Origin of the sequence: Microbacterium thalassium, assembly GCF_014208045.1 — a bacterium.
Taxonomy (GTDB): Bacteria; Actinomycetota; Actinomycetes; order Actinomycetales; family Microbacteriaceae; genus Microbacterium; species Microbacterium thalassium.
Genome location: NZ_JACHML010000001.1, coordinates 2437801 through 2464272 on the forward strand (window position 1 = coordinate 2437801; position 26472 = coordinate 2464272).

A 26472-nucleotide genomic window follows, 5' to 3' on the forward strand; every position below is an offset into this window, starting at 1 on the left:
CCACGACGCCCTTCCGTGCTGCGAGAGAGGATCAGCTCTGCTCGGCGAGGGAGTAGCCCTCCTCGCCGTGCACGACGGTGTCGACACCGGCGAGCTCGTCCTCGTTCTTGATGCGGAAGCCGATGGTCTTCTCGATCGCGAAGCCGACGATGAACGCGACGACGAACGAGTAGACCAGGACGCCGACGGCGGCGATCAGCTGAAGCACGAGCTGTTCGTAGTTGCCGCCCACGAACAGGCCGGTCTCGGTGGCGAAGAAGCCGAGGTAGAGGGTACCGATGAGACCGCCGACGAGGTGGATGCCGACGACGTCGAGCGAGTCGTCGTAGCCGAGCTTCCACTTGAGCTCGATCGCCAGGGCGCAGACCGCGCCGACCACGACACCGAGCAGCAGGGCCCAGCCGGGGGTCAGGTTGGCACATGCCGGGGTGATGGCGACGAGACCGGCGACGGCGCCCGAGGCGGCGCCGACCGACGTGGCCTTGCCGTCCTTGAGCTTCTCGACGACCAGCCAGCCGATGATGGCCGCAGCCGTCGCGCCGAGCGTGTTGATGACGATCAGGCCGACGACCGAGTCCTCGGTGCCCAGGGCGCCCAGGCCCTCGGCGCCGCCGTTGAAGCCGAACCAGCCGAACCACAGCAGCGACGCGCCCAGGAGGACGAGCGGCACGTTGTGGGGCTTCTGGATGCCCTTCTGGAAGCCGATGCGCTTGCCGAGGACGAGCGCGAGGGCGAGGGCCGCAGCACCGGCGTTGATGTGCACCGCGGTACCACCGGCGTAGTCGATGACCTCGGTCGAGAAGCCCATCTCGGTGCCGAGGTTGTAGATCCAGCCACCGCCCCAGACCCAGGCGGCGACGGGGAAGTAGACCAGCGAGGCCCAGATGCCGGAGAAGAGCATCCAGGCGCCGAACTTGGCGCGATCGGCGATCGCGCCCGAGATCAGGGCGACGGTGATGATCGCGAAGGTGGCGCCGAAGAGCGCACCCACGTAGTCATCGCTGGACAGTCCGCCGATGCCGAAGTCCGAGAAGGGGTTGCCGCTGAAGGCCCAGGTGCTCTCGACGGCGCTCATGTTGAATCCGTAGAGGATCCAGAGAACGCTGATCAGCCCCAGGGCGCCGAAGCTCATCATCATCATGCTGACGACGCTCTTGGCCTTCACCAGGCCGCCGTAGAAGAACGCCACTCCGGGCGTCATCAACAGCACGAGCGCAGACGCGGTGATAAGCCACGCAAGATTTCCGCTATCCATGAGATTCCTCATCCATGTGTCGTGTTACTCGAGGTGCCGAAGCCGCCGCAGAGTCGGGTCGCGGCTGTCCGGGCCAAGCCAGTTTCGCTAGCGGGAGTTTCGAGCGGCGTGCGTGTCGTGTTTCGGGAGTGTTACGTCAGCGCCCGTCGTGTAAACATCAGGTTTCACGCAGACGCGAACGAACCGTGAACCAGGCACCCGGTTGCGCGCGGCCGTTCAGGCGAGAGTAGAGGCGACGAGGCGTGAGATCGCCCGCAGGTACTTCTTGCGGTAGCCGCCCGAGAGCATCTCGTCGGGGAAGACGAGGTCCAGCGCGTCGCCGGTGGCGCGGATCGGGATCTGCGCGTCGTAGACGCGGTCGATGAACGCCACGAATCGCAGCGCCGCCGACTGGTCCTCGAAGGGCGCGACATCGCGCAGGCCGATGACGCCCACGCCGTCCAGGAGCCGGATGTAGCGCGAGGGATGCACGCGGGCGAGGTGCGACACCAGCATGCCGAAGTCGTCGTCCGACACGAGCGTCGCCGACTTGGCCTCGTCCACCGCCTCGGCGTACGCCTCCCCCGACAGCACGACGGCGTGGCCGTCGACGGCGCGGTGGCGGTAGTCCGTGCCGTCGATGCGGATCGTCTGGAAGCTCTCGGCCATCGCGTGGATCTCGCGCAGGAAGTCCTGTGCGGCGAACCGTCCTTCGCCGAGGGCGTTCGGCGGCGTGTTGCTGGTCGCGGCCAGGCGCGTCCCCGTCGCGACGAGCTCTCCGAGCAGGCGCGTCATCACCATCGTGTCGCCGGGGTCGTCCAGCTCGAACTCGTCGATGCACAGCAGGTCGGAGCCGCGGAAGAGGTCGACGGTGTTCTTGTAGCCGAGGGCGCCGACGAGAGCCGTGTACTCGATGAACGAGCCGAAGTACTTCCTCCTGGCCGGCATCGCGTGGTAGACGGCGGCGAGCAGGTGGGTCTTGCCGACGCCGAACCCGCCGTCGAGGTAGACACCGGGCTTGAGCGCCGGCTCTCGCTTGGGCCGGCGGAACAGTCCGCCGCGCGGCGCGGGGGCTCCTCCCCCGGCGAACCGCACCAGCAGATCCTTAGCCTCCTGCTGGGAGGGGAAGTCGGCATCCGCCCGATAAGACTCGAAGGACGCGGTCGCGAACTGCGGCGGCGGCGTGAGGGCTGCGACCATCTCGGCACCGGAGAGGTCGGGCGAGCGCTCCGTGAGGTGGACGATTCCGGTCAGTGCTGAGGTCGCGGTCATCGTGGTCCTGTGTCTGTGCCGGCGCTGAGGGGGCGCACCTCGCCCGATGTCGCGGGGGCTGGGGCCGCGTCCAGCCTATTCGCTCCGCGAGCCCCCGGCGTCCGCTCGACCCCGCCGCCTCTGCGAGGATCTCGTCATGACCGCATCCGCTCTGCCCGAATCCCTCGCCGGGATCAGCGAGGCGTTCGGCGAGCTCGAGCTGCCGGAGCGCCTTCAGCTGCTCGCGGAGTTCGCGGCCGGTCTCCCGCCGCTGCCCGCCGTCTACGCGGAGAGCCCCGAGCTGCTCGAACGTGTGGCCGAGTGCCAGTCGCCGGTGTTCATCGTCGTGGACGTCGGGCTCGACGGCCGCGTTGCACTGCACGCGACCGCGCCCGAGCAGGCGCCGACCACCCGCGGGTTCGCCGGCGTGCTCGTCGAGGGCGTCGCGGGACTGACCCCCGCCGAGCTCGACGCCGTGCCGGACGAGTTCGCCCGGGAGCTCGGGCTCGAGCGCGTCGTGTCGCCGCTGCGGCTGGCCGGCATGGCGGGCATGCTCCGGCGTGTGAAGCGTCAGGCGCGCGAGAAGGGCGCCGCGTGAGGGCGAACGCTCACGCCTGCTGCGCGTCCACCGTGCCGGCCAGTCCCCGCTCCTGGACCCACGAGCGGATGCTGTCGCTCCACCGATCCTGGTCGTAGTTCCACAGCTTGGTGTGCCGCGCGACGTCGAACACCTTCATCTGCACCAGATCGGGGCGGGCGACGACCAGGTCGTGCGAGGCGTCCGAGGGGACGAAGCCGTCGTCGTCGCTGTGGAGGATGAGGATCGGATGCCGCAGCTCGCCGGCACGCGCCACGATGTCGAGCCGCTCGAACGGGATCGGAGCGCCGGCGCCGGCGAGGGGGCTCGCCCACTCCGACCTCAGCGCGCGGATCGCGAGGGACGTGACCGTCGGCGGGACGCGCAGCATGCTCGCCTGATAGCCGAGCACCACGCGCCAGTCGACCACCGGCGACTCGAGGATGAGGCCGGCGATCGTGTCGCGGTGCGCCGAGTGGAGCGAGAGCTGCAGCGCCACGGCACCGCCCATGGACCAGCCCATGAGGATGACCCGCTTCGCCCCGTGACGACGGGCGAAGCCCACCGCCGCGTCGACGTCGCGCCACTCGGTGGCCCCGAGCGTGTACGTGCCCGCGCGGCTGCGCGGCGCCTCGCCGTCGTTGCGGTACGACACCACGAGCGAGGTGATGCCCATGGCGTGGAAGACCGGCACCGCCCGAAGGCACTCGGCGCGCGTCGCGCCGCGGCCGTGGACCTGGATGACCCAGACGTCGCCGTCCCCGGCCGGGAACAGCCACGCGGGGCACGGACCGAGCGCCGAGCCGATGAGCTCGGGAGTGAACGGGAGGTGGAGCTGCTCGGGCCGGTCGAAGTACCAGCCGCTGAAGGCCGCGGCCGAGGAGAGCTTCGCGGTGTCGGGCACGTGGGTGAGGAGCTTGCGGGTGACGGAGTCGGCGTCCTCCGAGACCACCGAGCCGAGCTTGACGTAGTCGGCCGTCCCGGTCGTGAACAGCCCGTAGCGTCCCGGCAGCTGCGTGTCGGGGGTGCGCGCCAGCGTGATCGTCTGCGCGTCGGTGTCGAGGCGGAGGATCTCGGTGTCCGCCGGACGGGTCGCGGGGGTCACCACCTTGCGGGCCATGTGCAGCGACGCGAAGCCGAGCGCCGCGAGCGCTCCGGCGAGGGCTGCGGCGATCATCGTCAGAGCAGCCCGGATCCCGGCAATGAGAGAAGGAGAGGCACCGGTCCGCCCGGCGCGCCTGGAGTCGACCATCGACGGACCACTCTAGTCTGTCGCCGTGGCCGACCACCCTCTCGCGCAGGCTCCGATGTCGTTCGCGGCTGCGGCCGAGCAGGTGCGCGGCACCGTCTTCCGCGACGACCTCACGGTCCACGAGATCGCCTCGCCGACGGGCCTCGCGCCCGACGCGCTCGCACTCGCCGGCGACGTGCGCCCCGAGGACGGCGAGGAGTCGGTCTACGGCACCGGACGGTTCGTGCTGCTGCACGACCCCGACGAGCCGACCGCGTGGAACGGCCCATGGCGGATCGTGTGCTTCGCGCAGGCGCCCCTCGAGCCCGATCTCGGGGTGGACCCGCTCGTCGCGGACGTCGCCTGGTCGTGGCTCACGGACGCACTCGACTCGCGGTCGGCGGGGTTCCACTCCGCGTCCGGCACGGCGACCAAGACGCTGTCGAAGGGGTTCGGGTCTCTTGCCGAGGAGGGCGAGGGGGCTCAGCTCGAGCTGCGCGCGTCCTGGTCGCCCGAGGGTGCGATCGGCCCGCATGTGAAAGCATGGGCAGAGCTCGTGTGCATGCTCGCCGGGCTGCCACCCGGCTCGGAAGGAATCGAGATGCTCGGTACGCGCAGGACGCGACGTGGCTGAGTACACCGTGATCGCGGATGCCGCCGGTCTGGCGGCCGCCGCGACGGAGCTGGCCGCGGGCACCGGCCCCGTCGCGGTCGACGTCGAACGCGCGTCGGGCTTCCGCTATTCGCAGCGCGCGTATCTGATCCAGGTCTTCCGCCGCGATGCCGGCGTCTACCTGTTCGACCCGCCGCCGATCGGCGAGTTCGGCGCGCTGCAGGAGGCCATCGGCGCGCACGAGTGGGTGCTGCACGCCGCGAGCCAGGATCTGCCGAGCCTGCGCGAGCTCGGGCTCGAGCCGACGGAGATGTTCGACACCGAGCTGGCCGCGCGCCTGCTGGGGCACGAGCGCGTCGGTCTCGGCGCCGTCGTCGAGGACACCCTCGGCATCTCGCTGGCGAAGGCCCATTCGGCATCCGATTGGTCGACACGGCCTCTCCCGCAGGACTGGCTGGAGTACGCCGCACTCGATGTGCTCCATCTGGTCGACGTCCGCGACGCCCTGGTCTCCGAGCTCGAGACGCAGGGCAAGACCTCCTTCGCGCACCAGGAGTTCCAGGACGTGCTGATGAGGCCGCCGAAGCCGCCGCGCGAGGACCCGTGGCGCCGACTGAGCGGCCTGCACACCGTTCGCGGCCGTCGCGCCCTCGCCGTCGCCCGCTCGCTGTGGACCGCGCGCGAGGAACTGGCCCAGCAGGTGGACGTCGCGCCGGGACGCCTGGTCCCGGACCGTTCGCTCGTCGCCGCCGTACTGGCCGAGCCGGCGTCGAAGCAGGCGCTCGCCGGCGTCAAGGAATTCACGGGCCGCGCGAGCCGCACCGAGCTGGAGCGCTGGTGGAGCGCCATCGTCGAAGGACGCGAGAGCGGCGATCTGCCACCGGAGCGACTGCGCGGGGGCGACTCCCTCCCCCCGCCGCGTGCCTGGTCCGACCGCAATCCCGAGGCCGACGCCCGACTGAAGGCCGCGCGGCCCGCCGTCGAGCAGCGGGCGACGGAGCTGTCCATGCCGACCGAGAACCTGCTGACGCCGGACATGCTGAGGCGTGTGGCGTGGGCGCCGCCGGCGTCGGTCACCGCCGAATCGGTCGGATCCGCGCTGGGCGAACTCGGGGCGCGACCGTGGCAGATTTCAGAGACTGCACAGTTGATCGCCGACGCCTTTGTGGAGTCCGTGCAATCCGGCTCCGAAGCGTCGGAGGCAGGTTCGTAGGTTCGGACCAACCGATTCCGGCCGTCCGTCGGCGGCTTCCTAATCTGACGGCATCCCAACAATTGGAGGCAGAGTGGCCGAGCTTTCGGACGTCTACTTCGTCGACGGAATGCGCACCCCGTTCGGGCGCGCCGGCGAAAAGGGCATGTACTGGAACACCCGATCGGATGATCTCGCCGTGAAGGCGACGATCGGTCTGATGGAGCGCAATCCCGAGGTTCCCAAGGAGCGCATCGACGACGTCGCGATCGCCGCGACCAGCCAGACGGGTGACCAGGGCCTCACCCTGGGCCGCACCGTCGGCATCCTCGCAGGGCTGCCGCTGACCGTGCCGGGCTTCGCGATCGACCGCATGTGCGCCGGTGCCATGACGAGCGTCACGACGATGGCGGGCTCCATCGCCATGGGCATGTACGACCTCGCCATCGCCGGCGGCGTCGAGCACATGGGCCGCCACCCCATCGGCTCCAACGCCGACCCCAACCCGCGCTTCGTCGCCGAGAAGATGGTCGACCCCGGCGCCCTGAACATGGGCGTCACCGCCGAGCGTCTCTTCGACCGCTTCCCGCACCTGACCAAGGAGCGCTCCGACCGGTTCGGCATGCTGAGCCAGCACAAGGCGCAGGCCGCCTACGACGCCGGCAGGATCCAGCCCGATCTCGTGTCGGTGGCCGTCAAGGGCGCCGACGGCGCCTGGGGCCTGGCCACCGAGGACGAGGGTCGTCGCCCGCAGACGACGATGGAGGATCTGGCGGGTCTGAAGACGCCGTTCCGTCCGCACGGCCGCGTCACCGCCGGCACCTCGTCGCCCCTCACCGACGGTGCGACGATGTCGCTGCTGGCCGGAGGCGGAGCCGTGAAGGAACTGGGCCTCAAGCCCAAGATGAAGCTCGTCTCGTACGCGTTCGCGGGTGTCCAGCCCGAGATCATGGGCATCGGCCCGATCCCCTCGACCGAGAAGGCGCTGAAGAAGGCCGGCCTGACGATCGACGACATCGGCCTGTTCGAGCTCAACGAGGCCTTCGCCGTCCAGGTCATCTCGCTCCTGGACCACTTCGGCATCGCCGACGACGATCCGCGCGTCAACCAGTGGGGCGGCGCGATCGCCGTCGGCCACCCGCTCGCGGCATCCGGTGTGCGCCTCATGATCCAGCTCGCAGCCCAGTTCGCCGAGCGCCCCGACGTCCGCTACGGCCTGACGGCGATGTGCGTCGGCCTCGGACAGGGCGGCTCTGTCATCTGGGAGAACCCGCACTACAACGGCAAGAAGAAGAAGTGAGCCACGGCACGATGACCAACTACGACGAGATCGACTTCTCGCCCATCCTCGCCCTCACCGACGACGAAGTGGTCACGCACTCCCCCGTGCGGGACGTCCGTCTGCCGTCGGGCAAGACCCTCGCGCTCATCACGCTCGACAACGGACGCGACCACACGCGCCCGAACACCCTGGGCCCCGCCACCATGGCCGAGCTCGGCGAGACGCTCGACGCGCTCAAGGCCCGCGCCGCCGCCGGTGAGATCGACGCCGTCGGCATCACGGGCAAGCAGTACATCCTGGCCGCCGGCGCCGACCTGAGCGACATCACGAAGGTCGGCTCGAAGGACAACGCGCGCCTGGTCGCTCAGCTCGGCCACAAGGTGCTCGGGACCCTCGGCGAACTCGGCGTGCCCTCGTTCGCGTTCGTCAACGGCCTCGCGCTCGGCGGCGGCCTCGAGATCGCGCTGAACTCCAGCTACCGCACGGTGGACGCCTCCGCCGCCGCGATCGGGCTCCCCGAGGTCTTCCTCGGCATCATCCCCGGCTGGGGCGGCGCCTACCTGCTGCCGAACCTCATCGGGATCGAGAAGGCCCTCGAGGTCGTCATCTCCAACCCGCTCAAGTTCAACCGGATGCTCAAGCCTCAACAGGCGTTCGACTACGGGATCATGGACGCGATCTTCCCGGCGGGCAACTACCTCGAGGATTCGCTGCGGTGGGCCGACGGCGTGCTGAGCGGCACGGTCAAGGTCGAGCGCAAGAACGCGCCGGGCAAGGTCGAGCGTCTGACGAAGTGGCCGATCGCGATCAAGATGGCCCGCGGCATGCTCGAGTCGCAGATCGGCACGGTGCCTCTCTCGCCGTACGTCGCGCTCGACCTGCTCGACAAGGCCAAGAGCGGCACCAAGGCCGAGGGCTTCGCGCGCGAGGACGAGGCGCTGGCAGACCTCGTCACCGGGGACCAGTTCGCGGCGTCGATGTACGCCTTCGACCTGGTGCAGAAGCGTGCGAAGCGCCCCGTCGGCGCGCCCGACAAGGCGCTCGCCAAGAAGGTGCAGAAGGTCGGCATCATCGGCGCCGGCCTGATGGCGAGCCAGTTCGCGCTGCTGTTCGTCCGCAAGCTCCAGGTGCCCGTCCTCATCACCGACCTCGATCAGACGCGCGTCGACAAGGGCATCGCGTACATCCACGACGAGATCGGCAAGCTCGAGGCCAAGGGGCGCCTCGACGGCGACGCGGCGAACAGGCTCCGCGCCCTCGTCCGCGGCACGACCGACAAGAGCGAGTACGCCGACTGCGATTTCGTCATCGAGGCGGTGTTCGAGGAGGTCTCGGTCAAGCAGCAGGTCTTCGGCGAGGTCGAACAGTACATCGCCGACGATGCGATCCTGGCCACGAACACCTCGTCGCTTTCCGTCGAGGAGATCGGCGCGAAGCTGGCACACCCCGAGCGACTCCTGGGCTTCCACTTCTTCAACCCGGTGTCGGTGATGCCGCTCGTCGAGATCGTGAAGACGCCGAACACCACCGACGAGGCGCTGTCCACGGCGTTCGTGACCGCCAAGGCGCTCGGCAAGAGCGCAGTGCTGACCGCGGACGCACCGGGCTTCGTCTTCAACCGCCTCATCGCCAAGGTGTTCGGCGAGGCCGCTCGCGCGCTATACGAGGGCACGCCGCTGCTGACGATCGAGAAGGCATACGCGCCCCTCGGCCTGCCGATGGCGCCATTCCAGCTGATCGACCTGGTCGGCTGGAAGGTCGCGGCCCACGTGCAGGACACCATGGTTCAGGCGTACCCCGACCGCTTCTTCTCGTCGGACAACTTCCACGAGCTCGCCGAGCTCGAGCAGGTCGTCGAGAAGGACAAGGCGGGTCGCGTCACGGGCTGGACCAAGGCGGCCGAGAAGGTGCTCAAGGGCGCCGTCGGCCAGACCCCGGTCTCGGAGGAGGAGATCCTTCGCCGCGTGCAGGACGGCCTCGCGAACGAGATGAAGATCATGCTCGACGAGGGCGTGGTGCCCGAGGTCGAGGACATCGACCTGTGCCTCATCTTCGGCGGCAGATGGCCCATGATCGACGGCGGGGCCTCGGCGTACCTCGACCGCGAGGGCGCGTCGGAGCGGGTCTTCGGAGCCACGTTCCACCAGCCGCCCATCCGCGGCATCGCGGCGGGCTGAGCCCCACAACCGAGTGACAGCGGCTCCGGGCTTCGGCTCGGGGCCGCTGTCGTTTCCGCGACGTGCCCGCCTCCGGGCGCGGGCGGTCAGCGTCGAGTGTCGCGGGCCTCTGCAGCGGCGGGGAGGCTGATCGTGCCGGTGTCGGTCGTCGGACGCGCGATCGGGATGCGCGTGCCCAGCACCTGCGCGACGACGTCCTGTGCGATCTTGGCCGCGGTCAGTCCGGCGTCCACGAGGATCTCGTCGCGGGAGGCGTGGTCGATGAACTCATCCGGCACGCCCAGCTCGTCCACCGCGGTGTCGATCCCGGCCTCGCGCAGCACCTGGCGCACGCGCGTGCCGATGCCGCCCACGCGGATGCCGTCCTCGATCGTGATGACGAGGCGATGCGCGGCTGCGAGCGAGACGATGGCCGGCTGCACGGGGATCGCCCAGCGCGGGTCCACGACCGTCGCGCCGATCCCCTGCGCGCGAAGGCGCTCGGCGACGTCGACGGCAAGGTGCGCCATCGAGCCGATGCCCACGATCAGGACGTCTTCGGCTCCGGCCCGGTACAGCACGTCGGTGCCGTCGTCGAGGCGCTCGATCGCCGGGAGCTCGGCGGCGACGGACCCCTTCGGGAACCGCACCACCGTGGGTCCGTCCTCGACGGCCACGGCTTCGCGGAGCTCCTCGCGGAGCCGTGCGGCGTCGCGCGGAGCTGCGATGCGGATGTGCGGCACCAGCTGCAGGAGGGCCAGATCCCAGATCCCGTGGTGGCTCGGGCCGTCGGGCCCGGTGACGCCGGCGCGGTCGAGCACGAACGTCACTCCCGCGCGATGCAGCGCCACGTCCATGAGCACCTGGTCGAAGGCGCGGTTCATGAACGTCGCGTAGATCGCCACGACCGGATGCAGTCCGCCGAACGCCAGGCCCGCGGCCGAAGCCGCGGCGTGCTGCTCGGCGATGCCGACGTCGTAGACGCGGCCGGGGAACCGCTCCGAGAACGGCTGCAGACCGACGGGGCGAAGCATGGCCGCCGTCATCGCGATGACGTCGTCGCGGTCCTCGCCGACGTGCACGAGCTCGTCGGCGAACACATCCGTCCACGCCTGCGCGCCGCCACCGCCGCCGAGCGACGCGCCCGTGACGGGGTCGATCTTGCCGACGGCGTGGAACTGGTCGGCCTCGTCGTCTCGAGCCGGCTGGAAGCCGCGGCCCTTCTCGGTGATGGCGTGGACGATGACCGGCGAGCCGAACTCCTTCGCGAGCTCGAGGGTCTCCAGGAGCGTGCCGAGGTCGTGACCGTCGATCGGGCCGAGGTATTTGATGTCGAGGTTCGAGTACAGATCGGCGTTGTTGGTGAAGCGCGACAGGAACCCGCGCGTGCCGCCGCGCACGCCCCGGTAGATCGCACGGCCGACCGGCCCGAGCTTGGCGAACAGGCTCGCGGACCCGCGACGCAGGTTGCGGTACGTGTCGGCCGTGCGGACGCGGTTGAGGTAGCGCGCCATGCCCCCGATCGTGGGCGCATAGGACCGGCCGTTGTCGTTGACGACGATCACGAGGTTGCGATCGTTGTCGTCGGAGATGTTGTTGAGCGCCTCCCAGGTCATGCCGCCCGTCAGCGAGCCGTCGCCGACGACGGCGACGACGTGGCGGTCGTTGCGGCCGGTCTGGGTCAGGGCACGCGAGACGCCATCGGCCCAGCTGAGCGAGCTGGACGCGTGCGAGGACTCGACGACGTCGTGCTCGCTCTCGGACCGCTGCGGGTAGCCGGCCAGCCCGCCGCGGGCGCGCAGGCGCGAGAAGTCCTGGCGTCCGGTGAGCAGCTTGTGCACGTACGACTGGTGACCCGTGTCGAAGATGATCGGGTCGGCCGGAGAGTCGAAGACGCGGTGGAGCGCGATCGTGAGCTCGACGACGCCCAGGTTCGGCCCGAGGTGGCCGCCGGTGCGCGCGACGTTCTCGATGAGGAACCCGCGGATCTCGGCGGCGAGCTCGTCGAGCTGCTCGAGGGTCAGCGAGTCCAGATCGCGAGGGCCGGCGATCGAGTCCAGCAGCGCCATCAGTCTCCTTCTGCCCCCGTCGGAGTGGGAGCGCGGTCTCGGTCCGTCGATTCTACCTGCGGCCTTCGCGACGAGCCTGATCGACGCCGAACGCGCGAGGGCCCGGGACACGGCTGTCCCGGGCCCTCGCGACGATTCAGACGAGCGAACGCAGCACGTACTGCAGAATGCCGCCGTTGCGGTAGTAGTCGGCCTCACCGGGGGTGTCGATGCGGACGACCGCGTCGAACTCGACCGTCGGCTTGCCCTCGCGCGAGAACTCGCTCGGCGCGGCGGTCACGCGGACCGTCTTCGGGGTCACGCCCTCGTTCAGCTGCTCGAGACCCGCGATCGAGACGATCTCGGTGCCGTCCAGGCCCAGCGACTCCCAGCTCTCGCCGGCGGGGAACTGCAGCGGGACGACGCCCATGCCGATGAGGTTCGAGCGGTGGATGCGCTCGAAGCTCTCGGTGATGACGGCCTTGACGCCCAGCAGGCTCGTACCCTTGGCGGCCCAGTCGCGCGACGAGCCCGAACCGTACTCCTTGCCGCCGAACACCACGAGAGAGGTGCCCTCGGCGGCGTAGTTCATGCAGGCGTCGTAGATGTACGACTGCGGACCGCCCGGCTGCGTGAAGTCGCGCGTGTAGCCGCCCTCGACGACCTGACCGTCGTTGACCGCGCTGACCATCAGGTTCTTCAGGCGGATGTTCGCGAACGTGCCGCGGATCATCACCTCGTGGTTGCCGCGACGCGAGCCGTACGAGTTGAAGTCCTTGCGCTCGACGCCGTGCTCGGTGAGGTACTGCGCGGCGGGGGTTCCGGGCTTGATGTTGCCCGCCGGGCTGATGTGGTCGGTGGTGACCGAATCGCCGAGCGTCGCCATCACGCGCGCCCCCGAGATGTCGCTCACGGGCGTCAGCTCCATCGACATGCCGTCGAAGTAGGGCGCCTTGCGCACGTACGTCGAGTCGACATCCCACTCGAAGACCGGCCCGGTGGGCGTGGGCAGGGTCTTCCAGCGCTCGTCGCCCTCGAACACGGTCGCGTACTGCTTGATGAACTGCTCGCGGGAGATCGACGAGTCGATGATCTCCTGCACCTCGTCGGGGCCCGGCCACACGTCCTTGAGGAACACGTCGTTGCCGTCCGCGTCCGTGCCGAGCGGGTCGGTCTCGAAGTCGAAGTTCATCGAGCCGGCCAGCGCGTAGGCCACCACGAGCGGCGGCGACGCGAGGTAGTTCATCTTCACGTCGGGGCTGATGCGGCCCTCGAAGTTCCGGTTGCCCGAGAGCACCGCCGTGACGGCGAGGTCGTTGGCGTTGACCGCCGTGGAGACCTCTTCGATGAGCGGACCGGAGTTGCCGATGCAGATCGTGCAGCCGTAGCCGACGGTGAAGAAGCCGAGGCCCTCGAGCGCCTTGTCCAGGCCCGACTTCTCGTAGTAGTCGGTGACGACCTTGGAGCCGGGGCCGAGCGTGGTCTTGACCCAGGGCTTCGTCTTCAGGCCCTTGTCGAGCGCCTTCTTGGCCAGCAGGCCGGCGGCGATCATGACGGAGGGGTTGGAGGTGTTGGTGCACGAGGTGATCGCGGCGAGGGCCACCGAACCGTGGTTCAGCGTGTACGACGCCCCGTCGGCGGTCTTCACCGGCGTGGGCTTGGACACGGTCGTCGGTGCGTGCGAGTGGTGGTGGTGCTCGTGGTGGCTGTGCTCGTCCTCGGGCGTGAGTCCGGGCGGGTCGGAGGCCGGGAACGACTCCGAGATCGTCAGGTCGACCAGGTCGTGGTCCTCGTCGGCGTAGTTGGTGAGGTCCGCGTTGAACTGGGTCTTCGCGTCTGCGAGGAGGATGCGGTCCTGGGGACGCTTGGGTCCGGCGATCGACGGGACGACGGTCGAGAGGTCGAGCTCCATGTACTCGCTGTAGACGGGCTCGGTGGACGGGTCGTGCCAGAGCGACTGCAGCTTGGCGTACTCCTCGACGAGGGCCACGGCCTGCTCGTCGCGGCCGGTGAGGCGCAGGTACTCCAGCGTGACGTCGTCGATGGGGAACATCGCAGCGGTCGAGCCGAACTCGGGGCTCATGTTGCCGATCGTCGCGCGGTTCGCGAGCGGGACCGACCCGACGCCGGCGCCGTAGAACTCCACGAACTTGCCGACCACGCCGTGCTTGCGCAGCATGTCGGTGATCGTGAGGACGACGTCGGTCGCGGTGACGCCCGCCGGGATCTCGCCGGTCAGCTTGAAGCCGACCACGCGCGGGATGAGCATCGACACCGGCTGGCCGAGCATCGCGGCCTCGGCCTCGATGCCGCCGACGCCCCAGCCGAGGACGCCCAGGCCGTTGACCATCGTCGTGTGCGAGTCGGTGCCGACGCACGTGTCGGGGTACGCGCGCAGCGCTCCGCCGACCTCGCGGTCGTAGATGACCTTCGCGAGGTGCTCGATGTTCACCTGGTGGACGATGCCCGTCCCCGGGGGCACGACCTTGAAGTCGTCGAACGCGGTCTGACCCCAGCGCAGGAACTGGTACCGCTCGCCGTTGCGCTGGTACTCGATCTCGACGTTGCGCTCGAGGGCGTTCTCGCTGCCGAAGAGGTCGGCGATGACGGAGTGGTCGATGACCATCTCGGCCGGCGACAGCGGGTTGATCTTGTTCGGGTCGCCGCCGAGGGCCGTGACGGCCTCGCGCATCGTCGCGAGGTCGACGATGCAGGGGACGCCCGTGAAGTCCTGCATGACCACGCGTGCGGGCGTGAACTGGATCTCGGTGTCGGGCTCGGCCGTCGGATCCCACGATCCCAGCGCCTCGATCTGCTCCTTCGTGACGTTCGCGCCGTCCTCGGTGCGGAGCAGGTTCTCGAGCAGGACCTTCAGGCTGAACGGCAGCTTGTCGTAGCCGGGCACCGTGTCGATGCGGAAGATCTCATAGTCGGTGCTGCCGACCGTCAGGGTGCTCTTGGCACCGAAGCTGTCAACACTGGACACGTGTGTCTCCTTCGTCGGCGGCGGGACAGGACATGGCCCCGTCTCCGCCCATCATCCCCCGCGCGCGCATCGGACTGCTAGTGAGGCGGACCTAACCGCGGGGCGGGAATTTATCTCGATGTCGAGATAAATGTATCAGGTGTCGCGGCGCGGGTAGAGAGCGCGCGCGGCGAGCCACGTCACCGCGACCATCGGGGCGAACAGCGGCAGGCCCATGACGAGCTTCAGCGTCCCCAGCGCGGTCACGTCATCGGCGAAGTAGAACGGCAGCTGGACCGCGAGACGGGCGGCGAACAGTCCGGCCCATGCGATGGCGAGCCAGAAGTAGACACGGCGCTTTCGCCGGTCCTGCCGCCACGCCGTCCCCTCTCCCATCAGGAACCCGCCGGCCAGGCCGATCAGCGACCATCCGACCAGCGCAGACACCAGGAACGCCGTGCCGTACACCGCGTTGGTGATGAAGCCGGGGACGAAGTTGTTGCTGGCCTCGCCGGTGAGGAGGGCGAACAGCGCCGCGACCGCGACCGCGATCAGCCCGCCGATCGCCGCCGAGGCCGGCTGTCGGGCGATGAGCCGCAGGATCGTGAAGACGGCGGCGATCCCGACCGACAGCCCGAGCGCGAGCCACAGCGCGCCGTCGCCGGTCGCCGGGTCGATGGTGACCGTGTACACCACGATGAAGACCAGGCCGGGCAGGACGGACTCGAGCACCCCGCGCCAGCCGCCCATCGCCTTCCAGACGACGTGCCCGGTCGAAGCGCCCTCCGACGGGTCCAGACCGGCGCGCCGCGCCGCGCCGCCGAGAGCCTGACCCAGCATCTCGGAGGCGCTGGGCTCCGGATCGGGTTCCCGGGGGTCGGTCATGCCGATCCCGGCGTCGCCGGCATCCGCAGCGGGATGAGATCGCGCGGGGGCATCGGAGAGCCGCCCCGGACGACCACGAGCGAGCGGAACAGCTCCTCGACCTTCGCCGCCGACTCCACGTCGGAGGTCGCGGCGCCGCCGATCACGCCGCGCAGGAACCAGCGCGGCCCGTCGACGCCCACGAAGCGGGCCAGGCGGGTGCCGGCGCCGCCGCCGGCCGCGGCCACCGGGACCTCGGCGAGCAGTTCGGGGCCGAGAGGCCCCTCGCGCTCCTCGACGCGCCCGCCCTGCTGCCGGATCTGACCGCGGATCTGCTCGCGCGTCTCGTGCCACAGACCGCTCGAGCGCGGAGCGGCGAAGGGCTGCACCTGCAGCGTGGACCCGGCGTAGTCCAGACCCACCGCGACGATGCGCTTGGTCTGCTCCTCGACCTCGAGCCGCAGGTTCAGCCCGTCGCGCGGAAGCACCTTGATCCCGCCCAGGTCGATGTAGGGACGCACCGGGTTCGCCTCGGACTCGTCGAACGGTCCCCCGGTCGGGCGGTCGTCGGGAGCCGACTTGTCGGCCGCGCCGGCGGGTGTGGTGTCGGTCATGCCTGGACTTCTTCCTTCTGGTAGCCGGTCGATCCGAAGCCGCCCTCGCCTCGGGTGCTGTCGGGCAGTTCGTCGACCGGGATGAAGCGGGCCCGCGGGACGGGCATGAGGATCAGCTGCGCGATGCGGTCGCCCACCGCGATGTCGAAGGCGTGCGCGGCGTCGGTGTTCAGCAGCGCGACCTTGATCTCGCCGCGATATCCGGCGTCGACCGTGCCCGGCGAGTTGACGATGGTGATGCCGTGCTTGGCGGCGAGGCCGCTGCGCGGCACCACGAAGGCCGCGTAGCCGTCGGGCAGGGCGATGCGGACACCGGTTCCGACCAGTGCACGCTGGCCGGGCTCGAGCCTCACGTCCTCTGCCGAGACGAGATCCGCGCCGGCGTCACCCGGATGGGCGTACACGGGAACCTCGGACGCGATAATGGGGACGTCCATCGATTCAGTCACTCCACGAGGGTAATGCAGATCACCGTGAGCCATGTCGACCACGCAGAGACGTACCGCGAACGCCTGAGCCCATCGCTGTGGGTGCTCGCCGCCGCCGGCGGCGCCGCGCCGATGGTGGCGCTGGTGTTCGCGCCGGTCGACACGACGCTGGCCCTGGTCGCCGGAGCGCTCGTGGGCGTCGCGGTCATCGCGCTGCTCGTCCTGGCATCGCCGGTGCTCGAGGTCGCCGAGGGAGAGCTGAGGGCCGGGCGGGCGCACATCGAGGTCTCGCTGCTGGGTGCCCCGCAGGTGCTCGCCGGCGAGCCGGCGAGGCTCGCTCGCGGCCAGGATCTGGACCCGCGGTGCTGGCACGTGATCCGGGGCGGCATCGACGGGATCGTCTCGATCCCGGTGCTCGACCCGGTGGATCCGGCTCCGGCGTGGGTTCTGTCGTCCCGCACGCCGGACCGGCTGGCCGCGGCGGTGCGCCGCGCTCAGGTCAGGCGGAGCACTCCGAGCAGATAGGCCCGTCGGAGCCCTCGTGGTCGAGCTGCGAGCGGTGCTTCACGAGGAAGCAGTTCATGCAGGTGAACTCGTCCTCCTGCGGTGGCAGGACGACCACATCCAGTTCCAGGTCGGACAGGTCCGCGCCGGGCAGCTCGAAGCCCGAGGGGTTGTCCGAGTCCTCGACGTCCACCGAGCCCGAGCGCTTGTCGGGAACGCGCTCCTTGAGAGCCTCGATCGACTCGCTGTCGTCTTCGGACTTGCGGGGGGCGTCGTAGTCGGTTGCCATAGGTGGATGTCTCTACTTCCGGGAGTCTCACAGGGTGCCCGGCGAATCGGGCGGCCATAGTTTGCACGAACGGGCCTGTTTTCGCAAATGCGATTTCCGCCGTCGATGCGTGCACCCCGCCCAAACCCGCGCCACGCGCGGGATATTCCCGGTCCGGACGTGTCGCTGTGTCAGCATGTTGCGCAGACGGCTGGATCGAAAGAGGCGTTCGCATGGAACAGCTCAGGCTCATTGGAACGGAGAACGACCGTCTCGTCATGGCGAACGAGGCAGGCGACAGGTTCGCGCTGTCGCTGGACGAGGTGCTCCGCGCCGAACTTCGCCGCGCACGCCGCGACCAGACCGCGGAGCCCGACCGGCCCCGGCCGAGCCCCCGCGACATCCAGTCCCACATCCGAGCGGGACTGTCGACGGAGGAGGTGGCCGATCTCCTGGGCGCCCGCGTCGAGGACATCCGCCGCTTCGAAGGGCCGGTGCTCGCCGAGCGGGAGCACATCGTCGGACAGGCGCTGGCGGTGCCCGTGCTCGTAGCCGGCGACTTCGAGTCCGATTCGCAGCCGACGTTCGGCGCCGCCGTCCGCACCAAGCTGAGCGAGGCGGGCGCGATCGGCGAGCGATGGACGAGCTGGAAGGAGCAGTCCGGCTGGGTCGTGAAGGTGGAGTTCACCTCGGCGGACGTCGACCACGACGCCCGGTGGGGCTTCGAGCCGCGGCGCAGCACGCTCACCCCTCAGAACGCCGACGCCGTGCAGCTCTCACGTCAGGGGTCGCTCCCCGAGGGGCTCATCCCGCGGCTGCGCGCGCTGGACAACGGCGCCCAGAAGGACGACTCGCGCTTCGACACCGGATCGTTCGGCCCGCGGCGGGACGCCGAGCCCGAGGCCGCCGTCGAGGCGCCGGAGCTCGTTCCGGCCCCGTCACCGGCCCAGGAGGCCGCAATCAAGCGGCGCGAGGAGCCGGTGTCCACCTCTGCGGAGACCGCCGACCTGCTCGAAGCGCTTCGCCGGCGCCGCGGGCAGCGCGAACCACTCCCGGGCATGGATGAGCAGACCGAACGGCATCCCGCGCCGGTCGCCCTGTTCGACGCCCTCGAGCCCGACTACGAGCCCGCCGATGAGATCCCGGTCGAAGAGGAGGAGGCTCCTCCCGCGCCGGCGGTGGCCGAGGCGGGACGGCGCAAGGGGCGCACATCGATGCCCTCGTGGGACGAGATCGTCTTCGGCGCCCGCACCGAGGAGTGACTCACTCCGTCGCGAACGCGCCCAGGCGCAGCAGCGGGACGACGCGCTCCTCGTCGGTGAGCGACCCGTGCTGGCCGATCATGCGCTGAGGTCCCTTGTCCGCCACGCGATCGTCGTAGTAGGCGATCCCGGCGCGGGCCGCGACGAGGACGTCGCCGATCCGGTGCGACACCTCGTCGTCGACGAGCGGGCCGAACAGCCCGGCTCCGATCGCCTCGTCGCGCGAGAGGACCCACGAGCGGTGGCCCTCGGCGGCACGCCACGACGCCAGCACGTGGCCCGCCGCATCCGCTTCCGCATACAGGTGGAGCATGCGCGGCTCTCCCCCGATGTGTCGCACGCCTTCGGTGAGCGCATCGCCCTCCGCCAGCAGCACGTGCCGGCGCCGCGGGACGTCGACCATGCCGTGGTCGGCGGTGACGACGATTCCGGTGCCCGCGGCGGCGGACCCGGCCAGGTCCTGCACGGCCGCGTCCACACGCTCGAGCATGCCCACCCAGTCGTCCGACTCCCAGCCGCGCCGGTGCCCGATCGCGTCGAGCTCCGGTGCGTACAGATACGTGAACGAGCCCGGATGCCGCGATGCGAGATCCGCCGCCAGGCGCACGCGTTCACCGAGGTCGTCGGCTCCGTGGAACTCGGCGCCGACGAGCGTCACCCGCGTGAACCCCGTCCCCGCGTACTCCTCCTTGCTCACGGCGAAGCACCGGCGCTCGCCCGCCGTGATCGGCGCGGCGCGCTGCCACTCGTCCGCGAGCTCGCCGGCGTCCCACCCGCGGAGCTGGTTGACGACGTCGCCGGAGCCGGGGACGAGCGCCCGGTAGCCGACGATGCCGTGCCGTCCCACCGGCGAGGTCGTCAGCAGGCTCGTCAGCGCGCTCGCCGTGGTCGACGGGAAGACGGTGCACGCGACGTCCCGCTTGGAGCCGGCGCGCGCGAGGAAGCGCGCGTGCCCCGCACGCGCGCTCAGGTTGCGCGCTCCGAGGCCGTCGATCACGAAGGCGATGACGCTCCGCGCCGGCGAGAACCACTCCGAGCGTCCGTCGAGCGCGGCGATCATCTGCGACGCCACGTCGGTGAGGCTCCGGGCTCGCGCCGGGTCCGCAGGTAGGCTGAGGGACATCCGGGCCAGTCTCGCACATCGCACTCCGGCCCCCTCCCGCCCGCCGTATCACGAGGCCACCACATCGTCATGCCCGCATCCCGCACAGACTCCTCCGCCGCAGACCACGGCCGCATCGAAGACGTCGACGTCTCGACAGAGATGCAGGGGTCGTTCCTCGAGTACGCCTACTCGGTCATCTACTCGCGCGCTCTGCCCGACGCGCGCGACGGGCTCAAGCCCGTGCAGCGCCGCATCCTGTTCCAGATGGCCGAGATGGGGCTGCGCCCCGATCGCGGACACGTCAAGAGCGCGCGCGTCGTCGGCGAGGTGATGGGAAAGCTCCATCCGCACGGCGACGCGGCGATCTACGACGCCCTCGTGCGCCTGGCGCAGCCGTTCTCACTGCGGGTGCCGCTCGTGGACGGCCACGGCAACTTCGGCTCGCTCGACGACGGTCCCGCCGCCGCGCGGTACACCGAGGCGCGCCTGGCTCCGCCCGCGCTCGCGCTGACCGAGAACCTCGACGAGGACGTCGTCGACTTCATCCCGAACTACGACGGCCAGTTCCAGCAGCCCGAAGTGCTGCCGGCGGCCTTCCCCAACCTCCTGGTCAACGGCGCCTCGGGCATCGCGGTCGGCATGGCCACGAACATGGCGCCGCACAACCTCAACGAGGTGGTCGCGGCCGCGACGCACCTCCTCGAGAACCCCGAGGCGACGCTCGAGGAGCTCATGGAGTTCGTGCCGGGGCCCGATCTGCCCTCGGGCGGCATCATCGTGGGCCTCGACGGCATCAAGGACGCCTATGCCCGCGGCCGCGGCGTCTTCCGGACGCGCGCCAAGGTCTCGATCGAGCCCATCGGGCCCCGCCGCACCGGCCTGATCGTCACCGAGCTCCCCTATCTGGTGGGGCCCGAGCGCATCATCGAGAAGATCAAGGACGCCGTCGGCGCGAAGAAGCTGCAGGGCATCGCCGATGTCACCGATCTGACCGACCGCCGCCAGGGTCTGCGCCTGGTGATCGGCATCAAGACCGGGTTCGACCCGCAGGCCGTGCTCCAGCAGCTGTACCGGGTGACCCCGCTCGAGGACTCGTTCGGCATCAACAACGTCGCCCTCGTCGACGGTCAGCCGCAGACCCTCGGGCTCAAGGAGATGCTGCAGGTCTACCTCGGCCACCGCCTGCGCGTCGTCACGCGCCGCAGCGAGTTCCGGCTGGCCCGCCGCACCGAGCGGCTCCACCTCGTGGAGGGGCTGCTCATCGCGATCCTCGACATCGACGAGGTGATACAGGTCATCCGCACCTCGGACGACAGCGACCAGGCCCGCACGCGGCTCATGGACGTCTTCGACCTCTCCCAGGCCCAGTCGGAGTACATCCTCGAACTGCGCCTGCGACGCCTGACGAAGTTCTCCCGCATCGAGCTGGAGAAGGAGCGCGATACCCTGCAGGCCGAGATCGCGGCGCTGCGCGAGCTCCTCGCCAGCGACGCGCTGCTGCGCGCGCAGGTCGCCACCGAGCTCGACGCGGCCGCCGAGGCGTTCGGGACCCCTCGTCGCACCCTGCTGCTCAACGGCGGCCCGGTGCAGGCGCGCTCGTCGCGCTCGAAGCAGGCGCCCGACCTGCAGATCGCGGATGCGCCGTGTCGCGTGTTCCTGTCGTCGACGGGACGCATGGTGCGCGCCGAGCTGTCGGCGGACGACCCGACCGGCGGGATCGTCACGCCGACGCGCCGCGCGAAGCACGACGCCATCCGGTCCTCGGTCGACACGACCACGCGCGGCGAGCTCGCGGCGGTCACGAGCGCCGGCCGCCTGGTGCGGTTCTCTCCCGTCGACCTGCCCTCCGTGCCCGGCAACTCGGTGCAGCCGGCTGCGGGAACCCGCGTCGACCAGTACCTCGCCCTCGACAAGGGCGAGCACGTCGTCGCGCTCGTGCCCCTCGAGCAGTCTCCTCCGATCGCGCTCGGCACGGCGCAGGGCGTCGTCAAGCGCGTCTCGGCCACCGAGCTCGCGGCCAAGCACGACGTCGAGATCATCGCGCTCAAGCCCGGCGACCGCGTCGTCGGTGCGGCACCGGCTCCCGACGACAGCGAGCTGGTGTTCGTCACGACCGACGCGCAGCTGCTCCGCTTCGGCGCGGACGCCGTCCGGCCGCAGGGCCGCGCCGCCGGCGGCATGGCCGGCATCCGGGTGACGACGGGCCAGAGCGCGATCTTCTTCGGCGTCGTCGCGGGGGGTGCCGAGGATGCCGTCGTCATCACCGTCGCCGGCGCGTCCGAAGCGCTCTCGGGCGCCGATGCCGGCTCGGCGAAGGTCTCGGACTTCGCGGAGTACCCCGTCAAGGGACGCGCGACCGGCGGCGTGCGGGCACAGCGCTTCCTGAAGGGTGAGGACGCCCTCACGCTAGCGTGGGTGGGCACCGACCCCCGTGCTGTGGGAGCCGACGGCGCGACCCGCAAGCTGCCCGAAGGCGGCGCCAAGCGGGATGCGTCCGGTCAGCCGGTCGACGCGGTCATCGGATCGGTCGGCACCGTCGTCCGCTGACGTCGGAGCGCCCCGCGCGCGGCGTCGATCCGCTCGGCGCCCGCGTCAGGCGTCGATGCGCTCGCGAGCGAGGCGATCGGACGCGTCGATGATGAATTCGCGTCGGGGCGCCACCTCGTTGCCCATGAGGAGTTCGAAGACGCCGGACGCGGCCTCGGCATCCGACACGCGCACGCGGCGCAGCAGACGGCCGGCGCGGTCCATGGTCGTGCCCGCGAGCTGCTCGGCGTCCATCTCGCCGAGGCCCTTGTAGCGCTGGATGGGCTCCTGCCAGCGCTTGCCGGCCTTCGTGAGCTTGGCCAGCAGGGCGTGCAGCTCCTTCTCGCTGTACGTGTAGATCGTCTCGTTCGGCTTGGAGCCGGGGTTGATCACCACGACGCGATGCAGCGGCGGCACGGCCGCGAACACGCGTCCCTCTTCGATCAGCGGGCGCATGTACCGGAAGAACAGGGTCAGCAGCAGCGTGCGGATGTGGGCGCCGTCGACGTCGGCGTCGCTCATGAGGATGACCTTGCCGTAGCGGGCCGCGTCGATGTCGAACGACCGTCCGGAGCCGGCGCCGATCACCTGGATGATCGAGGCGCACTCGGCGTTCGACAGCATGTCGCTGATCGAGGCCTTCTGGACGTTGAGGATCTTGCCGCGGATCGGCAGCAGCGCCTGATACTCGCTGTTGCGGGCGAGCTTGGCGGTGCCGAGGGCCGAGTCGCCCTCGACGATGAACAGCTCGGAATCGGCGACGTCGTTCGAGCGGCAGTCCACGAGCTTGGCGGGCAGGGTCGAGGACTCCAGGGCGTTCTTGCGCCGCTGGGTCTCCTTGTGGGCGCGCGCCGAGACGCGCGCCTTCATCTCGGAGACGACCTTCTCGAGCAGCTGCGTCGTCTGCGACTTGTCGTCGCGCTTGGTGGAGGCGAAGCGCGCGGCGAGCTCCTTCGAGACGACGCTCGACACGATCTGGCGCACCGCGGGCGTGCCGAGCACCTCCTTCGTCTGACCCTCGAACTGCGGCTCGGCCAGACGTACCGTGAGCACGACGGTGAGCCCGGCGAGCATGTCGTCCTTCTCGAGCTTGTCGTTACCGACCTTGAGCTTGCGCGCGTTCTGCTCGACCTGCGCCCGCAGGACCTTCATGAGTCCCTGCTCGAACCCCTGCTGATGGGTGCCGCCCTTGGGCGTCGCGATGATGTTGACGAACGATCGCCCGACCGTCTCGTAGCCGGTCCCCCACCGCACGGCGACGTCGACGTGGCACTCCCGCTCGACCTCGGTCGGCACCATGGCGCCACTGGGCTGCAGCACCGGGACCGTCTCGGTGAACGTGCCGCTGCCGTCCAGGCGCCAGGTGTCGGTCACGGGCGCGTCGGGCGCGAGGAACTCGGCGAACTCCGAGATGCCGCCGTCGTACTTGTACGTGGTCTCGACGGGCTCGTCGCCGCGCTGATCGGTGATGACGACCTCGAGCCCCGGCACGAGGAACGCCGTCTGGCGTGCGCGCTGCTCGAGCTCCTGCGCCTGGAAGGCGGCGTCCTTGGTGAAGATCTGCGGGTCGGCCCAGTAGCGGATGCGGGTCCCGGTGACGCCCTTGGGTGCTCGGCCGATCTGACGCAGCTCGCTGCTGCTCTCGAACGGGGTGAACGCGGAATCCGGCGCGCCGTTCGCGAAGACGCCCGGCTCGCCGCGGTGGAACGACATCGCCCACGTCTTGCCGCCGCGGTCGACCTCGACGTCGAGGCGCTCGGACAGCGCGTTGACGACCGATGCGCCCACGCCGTGCAGTCCGCCCGAGGCTGCGTACGAGCCGCCGCCGAACTTGCCGCCGGCGTGGAGCTTGGTGAAGACGACCTCGACACCCGAGAGTCCCGTGCGCGGCTCGACGTCGACGGGGATGCCGCGCGCGCGGTCGCGGACCTCGACGCTGCCGTCGGGGTGCAGCACGATGTCGATGCGCGAGCCGTGACCGGCCAGTGCCTCGTCGACGGAGTTGTCGAAGATCTCCCACAGGCAGTGCATGAGGCCGCGGGAGTCCGTGGAGCCGATGTACATGCCCGGGCGCTTGCGCACCGCCTCGAGGCCCTCGAGGACCTGCAGGTGATGAGCGGAGTATTCGGCGGTCACAATCTCCAAGAGTATCCGCGGGGCCCGACGTCGCCGTGCACAGACACGGCTTCGCGGCTCGCGCGTACGCGGTCAGCGAACTGTGACACGTTCGCGGCATTCTCGAAACAATCCCGTGGTTACATGTCAGCACCAGAAGAAGCACCTGATCGCGAACGAGGAGGCAGACATGACCACGATTTCCACGACCGCCGAGCCCGCGGCCCTCATCGAGTACCGCCTCACCGCCGTCGACCGGTGCGACTCCTGCGGAGCGCAGGCGTACATCGCCGCCGAGGTCAACGGCAGCGAGCTGCTCTTCTGCGCGCACCACGGCCGCAAGTACGAGGAGAAGCTCCGCGCTGTCGCCTCCACGTGGCACGACGAGACCGCGCGCCTGGCCGACGACGTCTGACGCCCCGGGCGCCCGGCCTCAGTTCCAGCGCCGCGGGATCCCGGGTGACACCCGGACCGCGATCTCCTCGCCGATCGTGTCGATCGCCTCGGCGAGATCGGTCGGCGATCCCTCGCCGCTGCCGCCGGGACCGAACACCGTGACGACGTCGCCGGGGCGTGCATCCGGCCACGACTGCACGGCCGACTCGTAGGCGCCGATACCCAGGAGGGAACGACTGCCTCCGGGCGTCCCGACCTCGACGAGACCCGCGAGCGACGACGGCAGCCCGTCGAGGGAGCCGACGGCCGCGATCGCCTGATCGCCCGAGACGCGCAGAATCGGCGCCCGCAGGCTCGCGATCGGCCGGATGCCGAGGTCGGCGGACCCCGGTCCCCCCGCCGGACGGATGCCGTAGGCGAACGCGCCCACCCGCACCATGTCGTAGCGGAACCCGGGGCGCGCGAACGAGGCCGCGCTGGCGGCCAGGTGCCGCACGCGCGGCGCCAGACCGGCATCGCGTGCGCGGGCCACGGCGACGTCGAACCGGTCGCGCGCCGCGTCGTCCTCCGCGTCCGACGCCTCGGCGATATGACTCCACACGCCGACGACCTCGAGGACCCCCTGGCGCTCCAGGTCGCGCGCCCGGCGGACGAAGCCATCCCAGTCCTCGGGGCGCACGCCGTTGCGGTGAAGGCCGGTGTCGGCCTTCAGATGGATCCGGGCCGCACGGCCGTCGCGCCGCGCGGCGTCGGCGACGTCCTCGAGCAGCAGCGCGTCGCCGACGCCGATCTCGAGGCCCGCCGCGATCGCGTCGGCAGCCTCCGTCGCCGTGCCCACGATCCACACGAAGATGGAGGCCTGTTCGCCGACCGCCGCCCGCACCGCCGCACCGGTGCGCACGTCGAAGGCGCCGAAGCTGCGGATCCCGGCCGCCCAGGCGCGCTCGGCGGTCGCGGAAAGGCCGTGGCCGTAGGCGTCGTCCTTCACCACGAGCATGTGCTGCGCGGGCGCCACGCGTGCGCGGATCGCCGCCAGGTTCGCGACGAACGCCTCCGAGTCCATGACGAGCTCCGCCCTCACGCGGCGTCCTCCCTGAGCGCACGCGCGCCGATCACGGCGACGATCTCGCCTGCTGACAGTCCCGAGCCGGCCTCCCACGGCGCGAGCGACGGCGCCGCTGCGCGCGGATCCCCGAAGAACACGATCTCGTCCCCGCGCGAGAGGTCGGCACCGCCGATGTCGACGACGCAGACGTCCATGGCGACGCGCCCGACGATGGCGTGGCGGCCGGCGCGGCTGGCGACCTCGACGCGATCGCCCAGGGAGCGGACGATCCCCTGTGCGTAGCCGCCGGTCACGAGCGCGATGGTCGTGTCCGCCGATGCGCGATGCCGGTAGCCGTACGAGACGCCCTCGCCGGCCAGCAGCGGTTTGACCGACAGGATGGCGCCGTACAGCGTCAGGGCGGGCTCGGCGGCCGCGTCGCCGCCCGGCAGCCCGAGCACGGTGCGGGGGTCGAGCGTCGGCTCGGCGGTGGCCGAGACGGCGTCGTCCGCCACGCCTGCGGCGGACAGGGCGGCCGCCGCCGCGTCGTCGACCCGCAGCACCGGCACGCCCGCCGCCAGCAGGGCGCGCCCCACGGCGACGGCGCCATGCCCCCAGGCATCCGCCCGGACGTCGCCGACGAGCGCTGCATCGGCGGTGGCGACGGCCAGCCCGGCGTTGTGCGCGAGGGCTCCGCGCGACACGACCGCGCGGGGAGCGCTGCCTCCGGCGCGCAGTCGTCCGCCGAGGTTCGCCGCAGTCACGCCCCCTAGACTATCCGGGTCCCCCATCCTCG

General features: G+C 70.5%; 22 protein-coding genes. 9 read left to right on the forward strand and 13 right to left on the reverse strand.

What is annotated here, in order from left to right:
* Positions 1-31: 31 nt before the first annotated feature.
* Complete coding sequence (locus tag HD594_RS11225) at positions 32-1255, reverse strand: ammonium transporter (protein WP_184751042.1); 1224 nt, start codon at positions 1253-1255, stop codon at positions 32-34.
* 216 nt (positions 1256-1471) lie between these two features.
* On the reverse strand, positions 1472-2506 hold the full coding sequence (gene zapE / locus HD594_RS11230) for a cell division protein ZapE (RefSeq protein ID WP_184751043.1): 1035 nt from the start codon (positions 2504-2506) through the stop codon (positions 1472-1474).
* A 136-nt stretch (positions 2507-2642) separates the two neighbouring features.
* Here zapE and HD594_RS11235 point away from each other — a divergent pair, with 136 nt between their 5' ends.
* Positions 2643-3083, forward strand: a complete 441-nt coding sequence (locus tag HD594_RS11235) for a SufE family protein (RefSeq protein ID WP_184751044.1) — start codon at positions 2643-2645, stop codon at positions 3081-3083.
* A 10-nt stretch (positions 3084-3093) separates the two neighbouring features.
* Here the strand turns inward: HD594_RS11235 and HD594_RS11240 are convergent, their stop codons facing one another.
* Entirely contained in the window at positions 3094-4314 is a 1221-nt protein-coding gene (locus tag HD594_RS11240; protein ID WP_184751045.1) for an alpha/beta hydrolase family protein, read from the reverse strand.
* A gap of 55 nt (positions 4315-4369) precedes the next feature.
* On the opposite strand from HD594_RS11240, the gene HD594_RS11245 reads away from it, so the two are divergent.
* The 4 genes from HD594_RS11245 (at position 4370) to HD594_RS11260 (ending at position 9557) form a co-directional block, all read left to right on the forward strand.
* Positions 4370-4927, forward strand: coding sequence for a DUF3000 domain-containing protein (locus HD594_RS11245; RefSeq protein WP_184752798.1), 558 nt, complete (start codon positions 4370-4372; stop codon positions 4925-4927).
* Positions 4920-6119, forward strand: a complete 1200-nt coding sequence (locus HD594_RS11250; protein ID WP_184751046.1) for an HRDC domain-containing protein — start codon at positions 4920-4922, stop codon at positions 6117-6119. Before HD594_RS11245 ends, HD594_RS11250 begins: the two co-directional genes overlap by 8 nt.
* A gap of 73 nt (positions 6120-6192) precedes the next feature.
* The gene (locus HD594_RS11255) at positions 6193-7398 is read left to right on the forward strand and encodes a thiolase family protein (RefSeq protein WP_184751047.1); all 1206 of its coding nucleotides are present in this window, start codon (positions 6193-6195) and stop codon (positions 7396-7398) included.
* A gap of 11 nt (positions 7399-7409) precedes the next feature.
* Entirely contained in the window at positions 7410-9557 is a 2148-nt protein-coding gene (locus HD594_RS11260; RefSeq protein ID WP_184752800.1) for a 3-hydroxyacyl-CoA dehydrogenase NAD-binding domain-containing protein, read from the forward strand.
* A gap of 86 nt (positions 9558-9643) precedes the next feature.
* Here HD594_RS11260 and dxs read toward each other — a convergent pair whose 3' ends face one another.
* From dxs to dut, 5 genes are all read right to left on the reverse strand, one after another.
* Positions 9644-11605: a 1-deoxy-D-xylulose-5-phosphate synthase gene (gene dxs / locus HD594_RS11265; protein WP_184751048.1), complete on the reverse strand. Its 1962-nt coding sequence runs from the start codon at positions 11603-11605 to the stop codon at positions 9644-9646.
* Between the two features lie 136 nt (positions 11606-11741).
* Positions 11742-14570 carry an aconitate hydratase gene (locus HD594_RS11270; RefSeq protein ID WP_184751049.1) on the reverse strand — a complete coding sequence of 943 codons (2829 nt, stop codon included), beginning with the start codon at positions 14568-14570 and terminating at the stop codon, positions 11742-11744.
* Positions 14571-14705: 135 nt separating this feature from the next.
* On the reverse strand, positions 14706-15434 hold the full coding sequence (locus HD594_RS11275) for a DUF3159 domain-containing protein (RefSeq protein WP_184751050.1): 729 nt from the start codon (positions 15432-15434) through the stop codon (positions 14706-14708).
* Complete coding sequence (locus HD594_RS11280; protein WP_184751051.1) at positions 15431-16027, reverse strand: DUF3710 domain-containing protein; 597 nt, start codon at positions 16025-16027, stop codon at positions 15431-15433. Before HD594_RS11280 ends, HD594_RS11275 begins: the two co-directional genes overlap by 4 nt.
* Entirely contained in the window at positions 16024-16464 is a 441-nt protein-coding gene (dut, locus tag HD594_RS11285; RefSeq protein WP_221446920.1) for a dUTP diphosphatase, read from the reverse strand. The genes HD594_RS11280 and dut overlap by 4 nt, the downstream gene beginning before the upstream one ends.
* A 24-nt stretch (positions 16465-16488) precedes the next feature.
* Here dut and HD594_RS11290 point away from each other — a divergent pair, with 24 nt between their 5' ends.
* Positions 16489-16980, forward strand: a complete 492-nt coding sequence (locus tag HD594_RS11290; protein WP_184751053.1) for a DUF3093 domain-containing protein — start codon at positions 16489-16491, stop codon at positions 16978-16980.
* Here the strand turns inward: HD594_RS11290 and HD594_RS11295 are convergent.
* Positions 16955-17248 (reverse strand): DUF4193 domain-containing protein, encoded by a 294-nt coding sequence (locus tag HD594_RS11295; RefSeq protein WP_184751054.1) that lies wholly within the window; start codon positions 17246-17248, stop codon positions 16955-16957. The genes HD594_RS11290 and HD594_RS11295 overlap by 26 nt on opposite strands.
* Positions 17249-17460: 212 nt before the next feature.
* On the opposite strand from HD594_RS11295, the gene sepH reads away from it, so the two are divergent.
* Positions 17461-18489 (forward strand): septation protein SepH, encoded by a 1029-nt coding sequence (sepH, locus tag HD594_RS11300; RefSeq protein WP_184751055.1) that lies wholly within the window; start codon positions 17461-17463, stop codon positions 18487-18489.
* Between the two features lies 1 nt (position 18490).
* On the opposite strand, the gene HD594_RS11305 is transcribed toward sepH, so the two are convergent.
* Complete coding sequence (locus HD594_RS11305) at positions 18491-19561, reverse strand: alkaline phosphatase family protein (protein WP_309297724.1); 1071 nt, start codon at positions 19559-19561, stop codon at positions 18491-18493.
* A gap of 120 nt (positions 19562-19681) precedes the next feature.
* On the opposite strand from HD594_RS11305, the gene HD594_RS11310 reads away from it, so the two are divergent.
* Positions 19682-22141 (forward strand): DNA gyrase/topoisomerase IV subunit A, encoded by a 2460-nt coding sequence (locus HD594_RS11310; RefSeq protein ID WP_184751057.1) that lies wholly within the window; start codon positions 19682-19684, stop codon positions 22139-22141.
* A 45-nt stretch (positions 22142-22186) separates the two neighbouring features.
* On the opposite strand, the gene HD594_RS11315 is transcribed toward HD594_RS11310, so the two are convergent.
* Entirely contained in the window at positions 22187-24256 is a 2070-nt protein-coding gene (locus tag HD594_RS11315; protein ID WP_373877191.1) for a DNA gyrase/topoisomerase IV subunit B, read from the reverse strand.
* A 169-nt stretch (positions 24257-24425) separates the two neighbouring features.
* On the opposite strand from HD594_RS11315, the gene HD594_RS11320 reads away from it, so the two are divergent.
* Positions 24426-24650, forward strand: a complete 225-nt coding sequence (locus HD594_RS11320; protein WP_184751058.1) for a DUF7455 domain-containing protein — start codon at positions 24426-24428, stop codon at positions 24648-24650.
* An 18-nt stretch (positions 24651-24668) separates the two neighbouring features.
* Here HD594_RS11320 and HD594_RS11325 read toward each other — a convergent pair whose 3' ends face one another.
* Positions 24669-25712: an alanine racemase gene (locus HD594_RS11325; RefSeq protein WP_271171201.1), complete on the reverse strand. Its 1044-nt coding sequence runs from the start codon at positions 25710-25712 to the stop codon at positions 24669-24671.
* Entirely contained in the window at positions 25709-26440 is a 732-nt protein-coding gene (locus HD594_RS11330) for an alanine racemase C-terminal domain-containing protein (protein WP_271171202.1), read from the reverse strand. The genes HD594_RS11325 and HD594_RS11330 overlap by 4 nt, the downstream gene beginning before the upstream one ends.
* Positions 26441-26472: the final 32 nt, after the last annotated feature.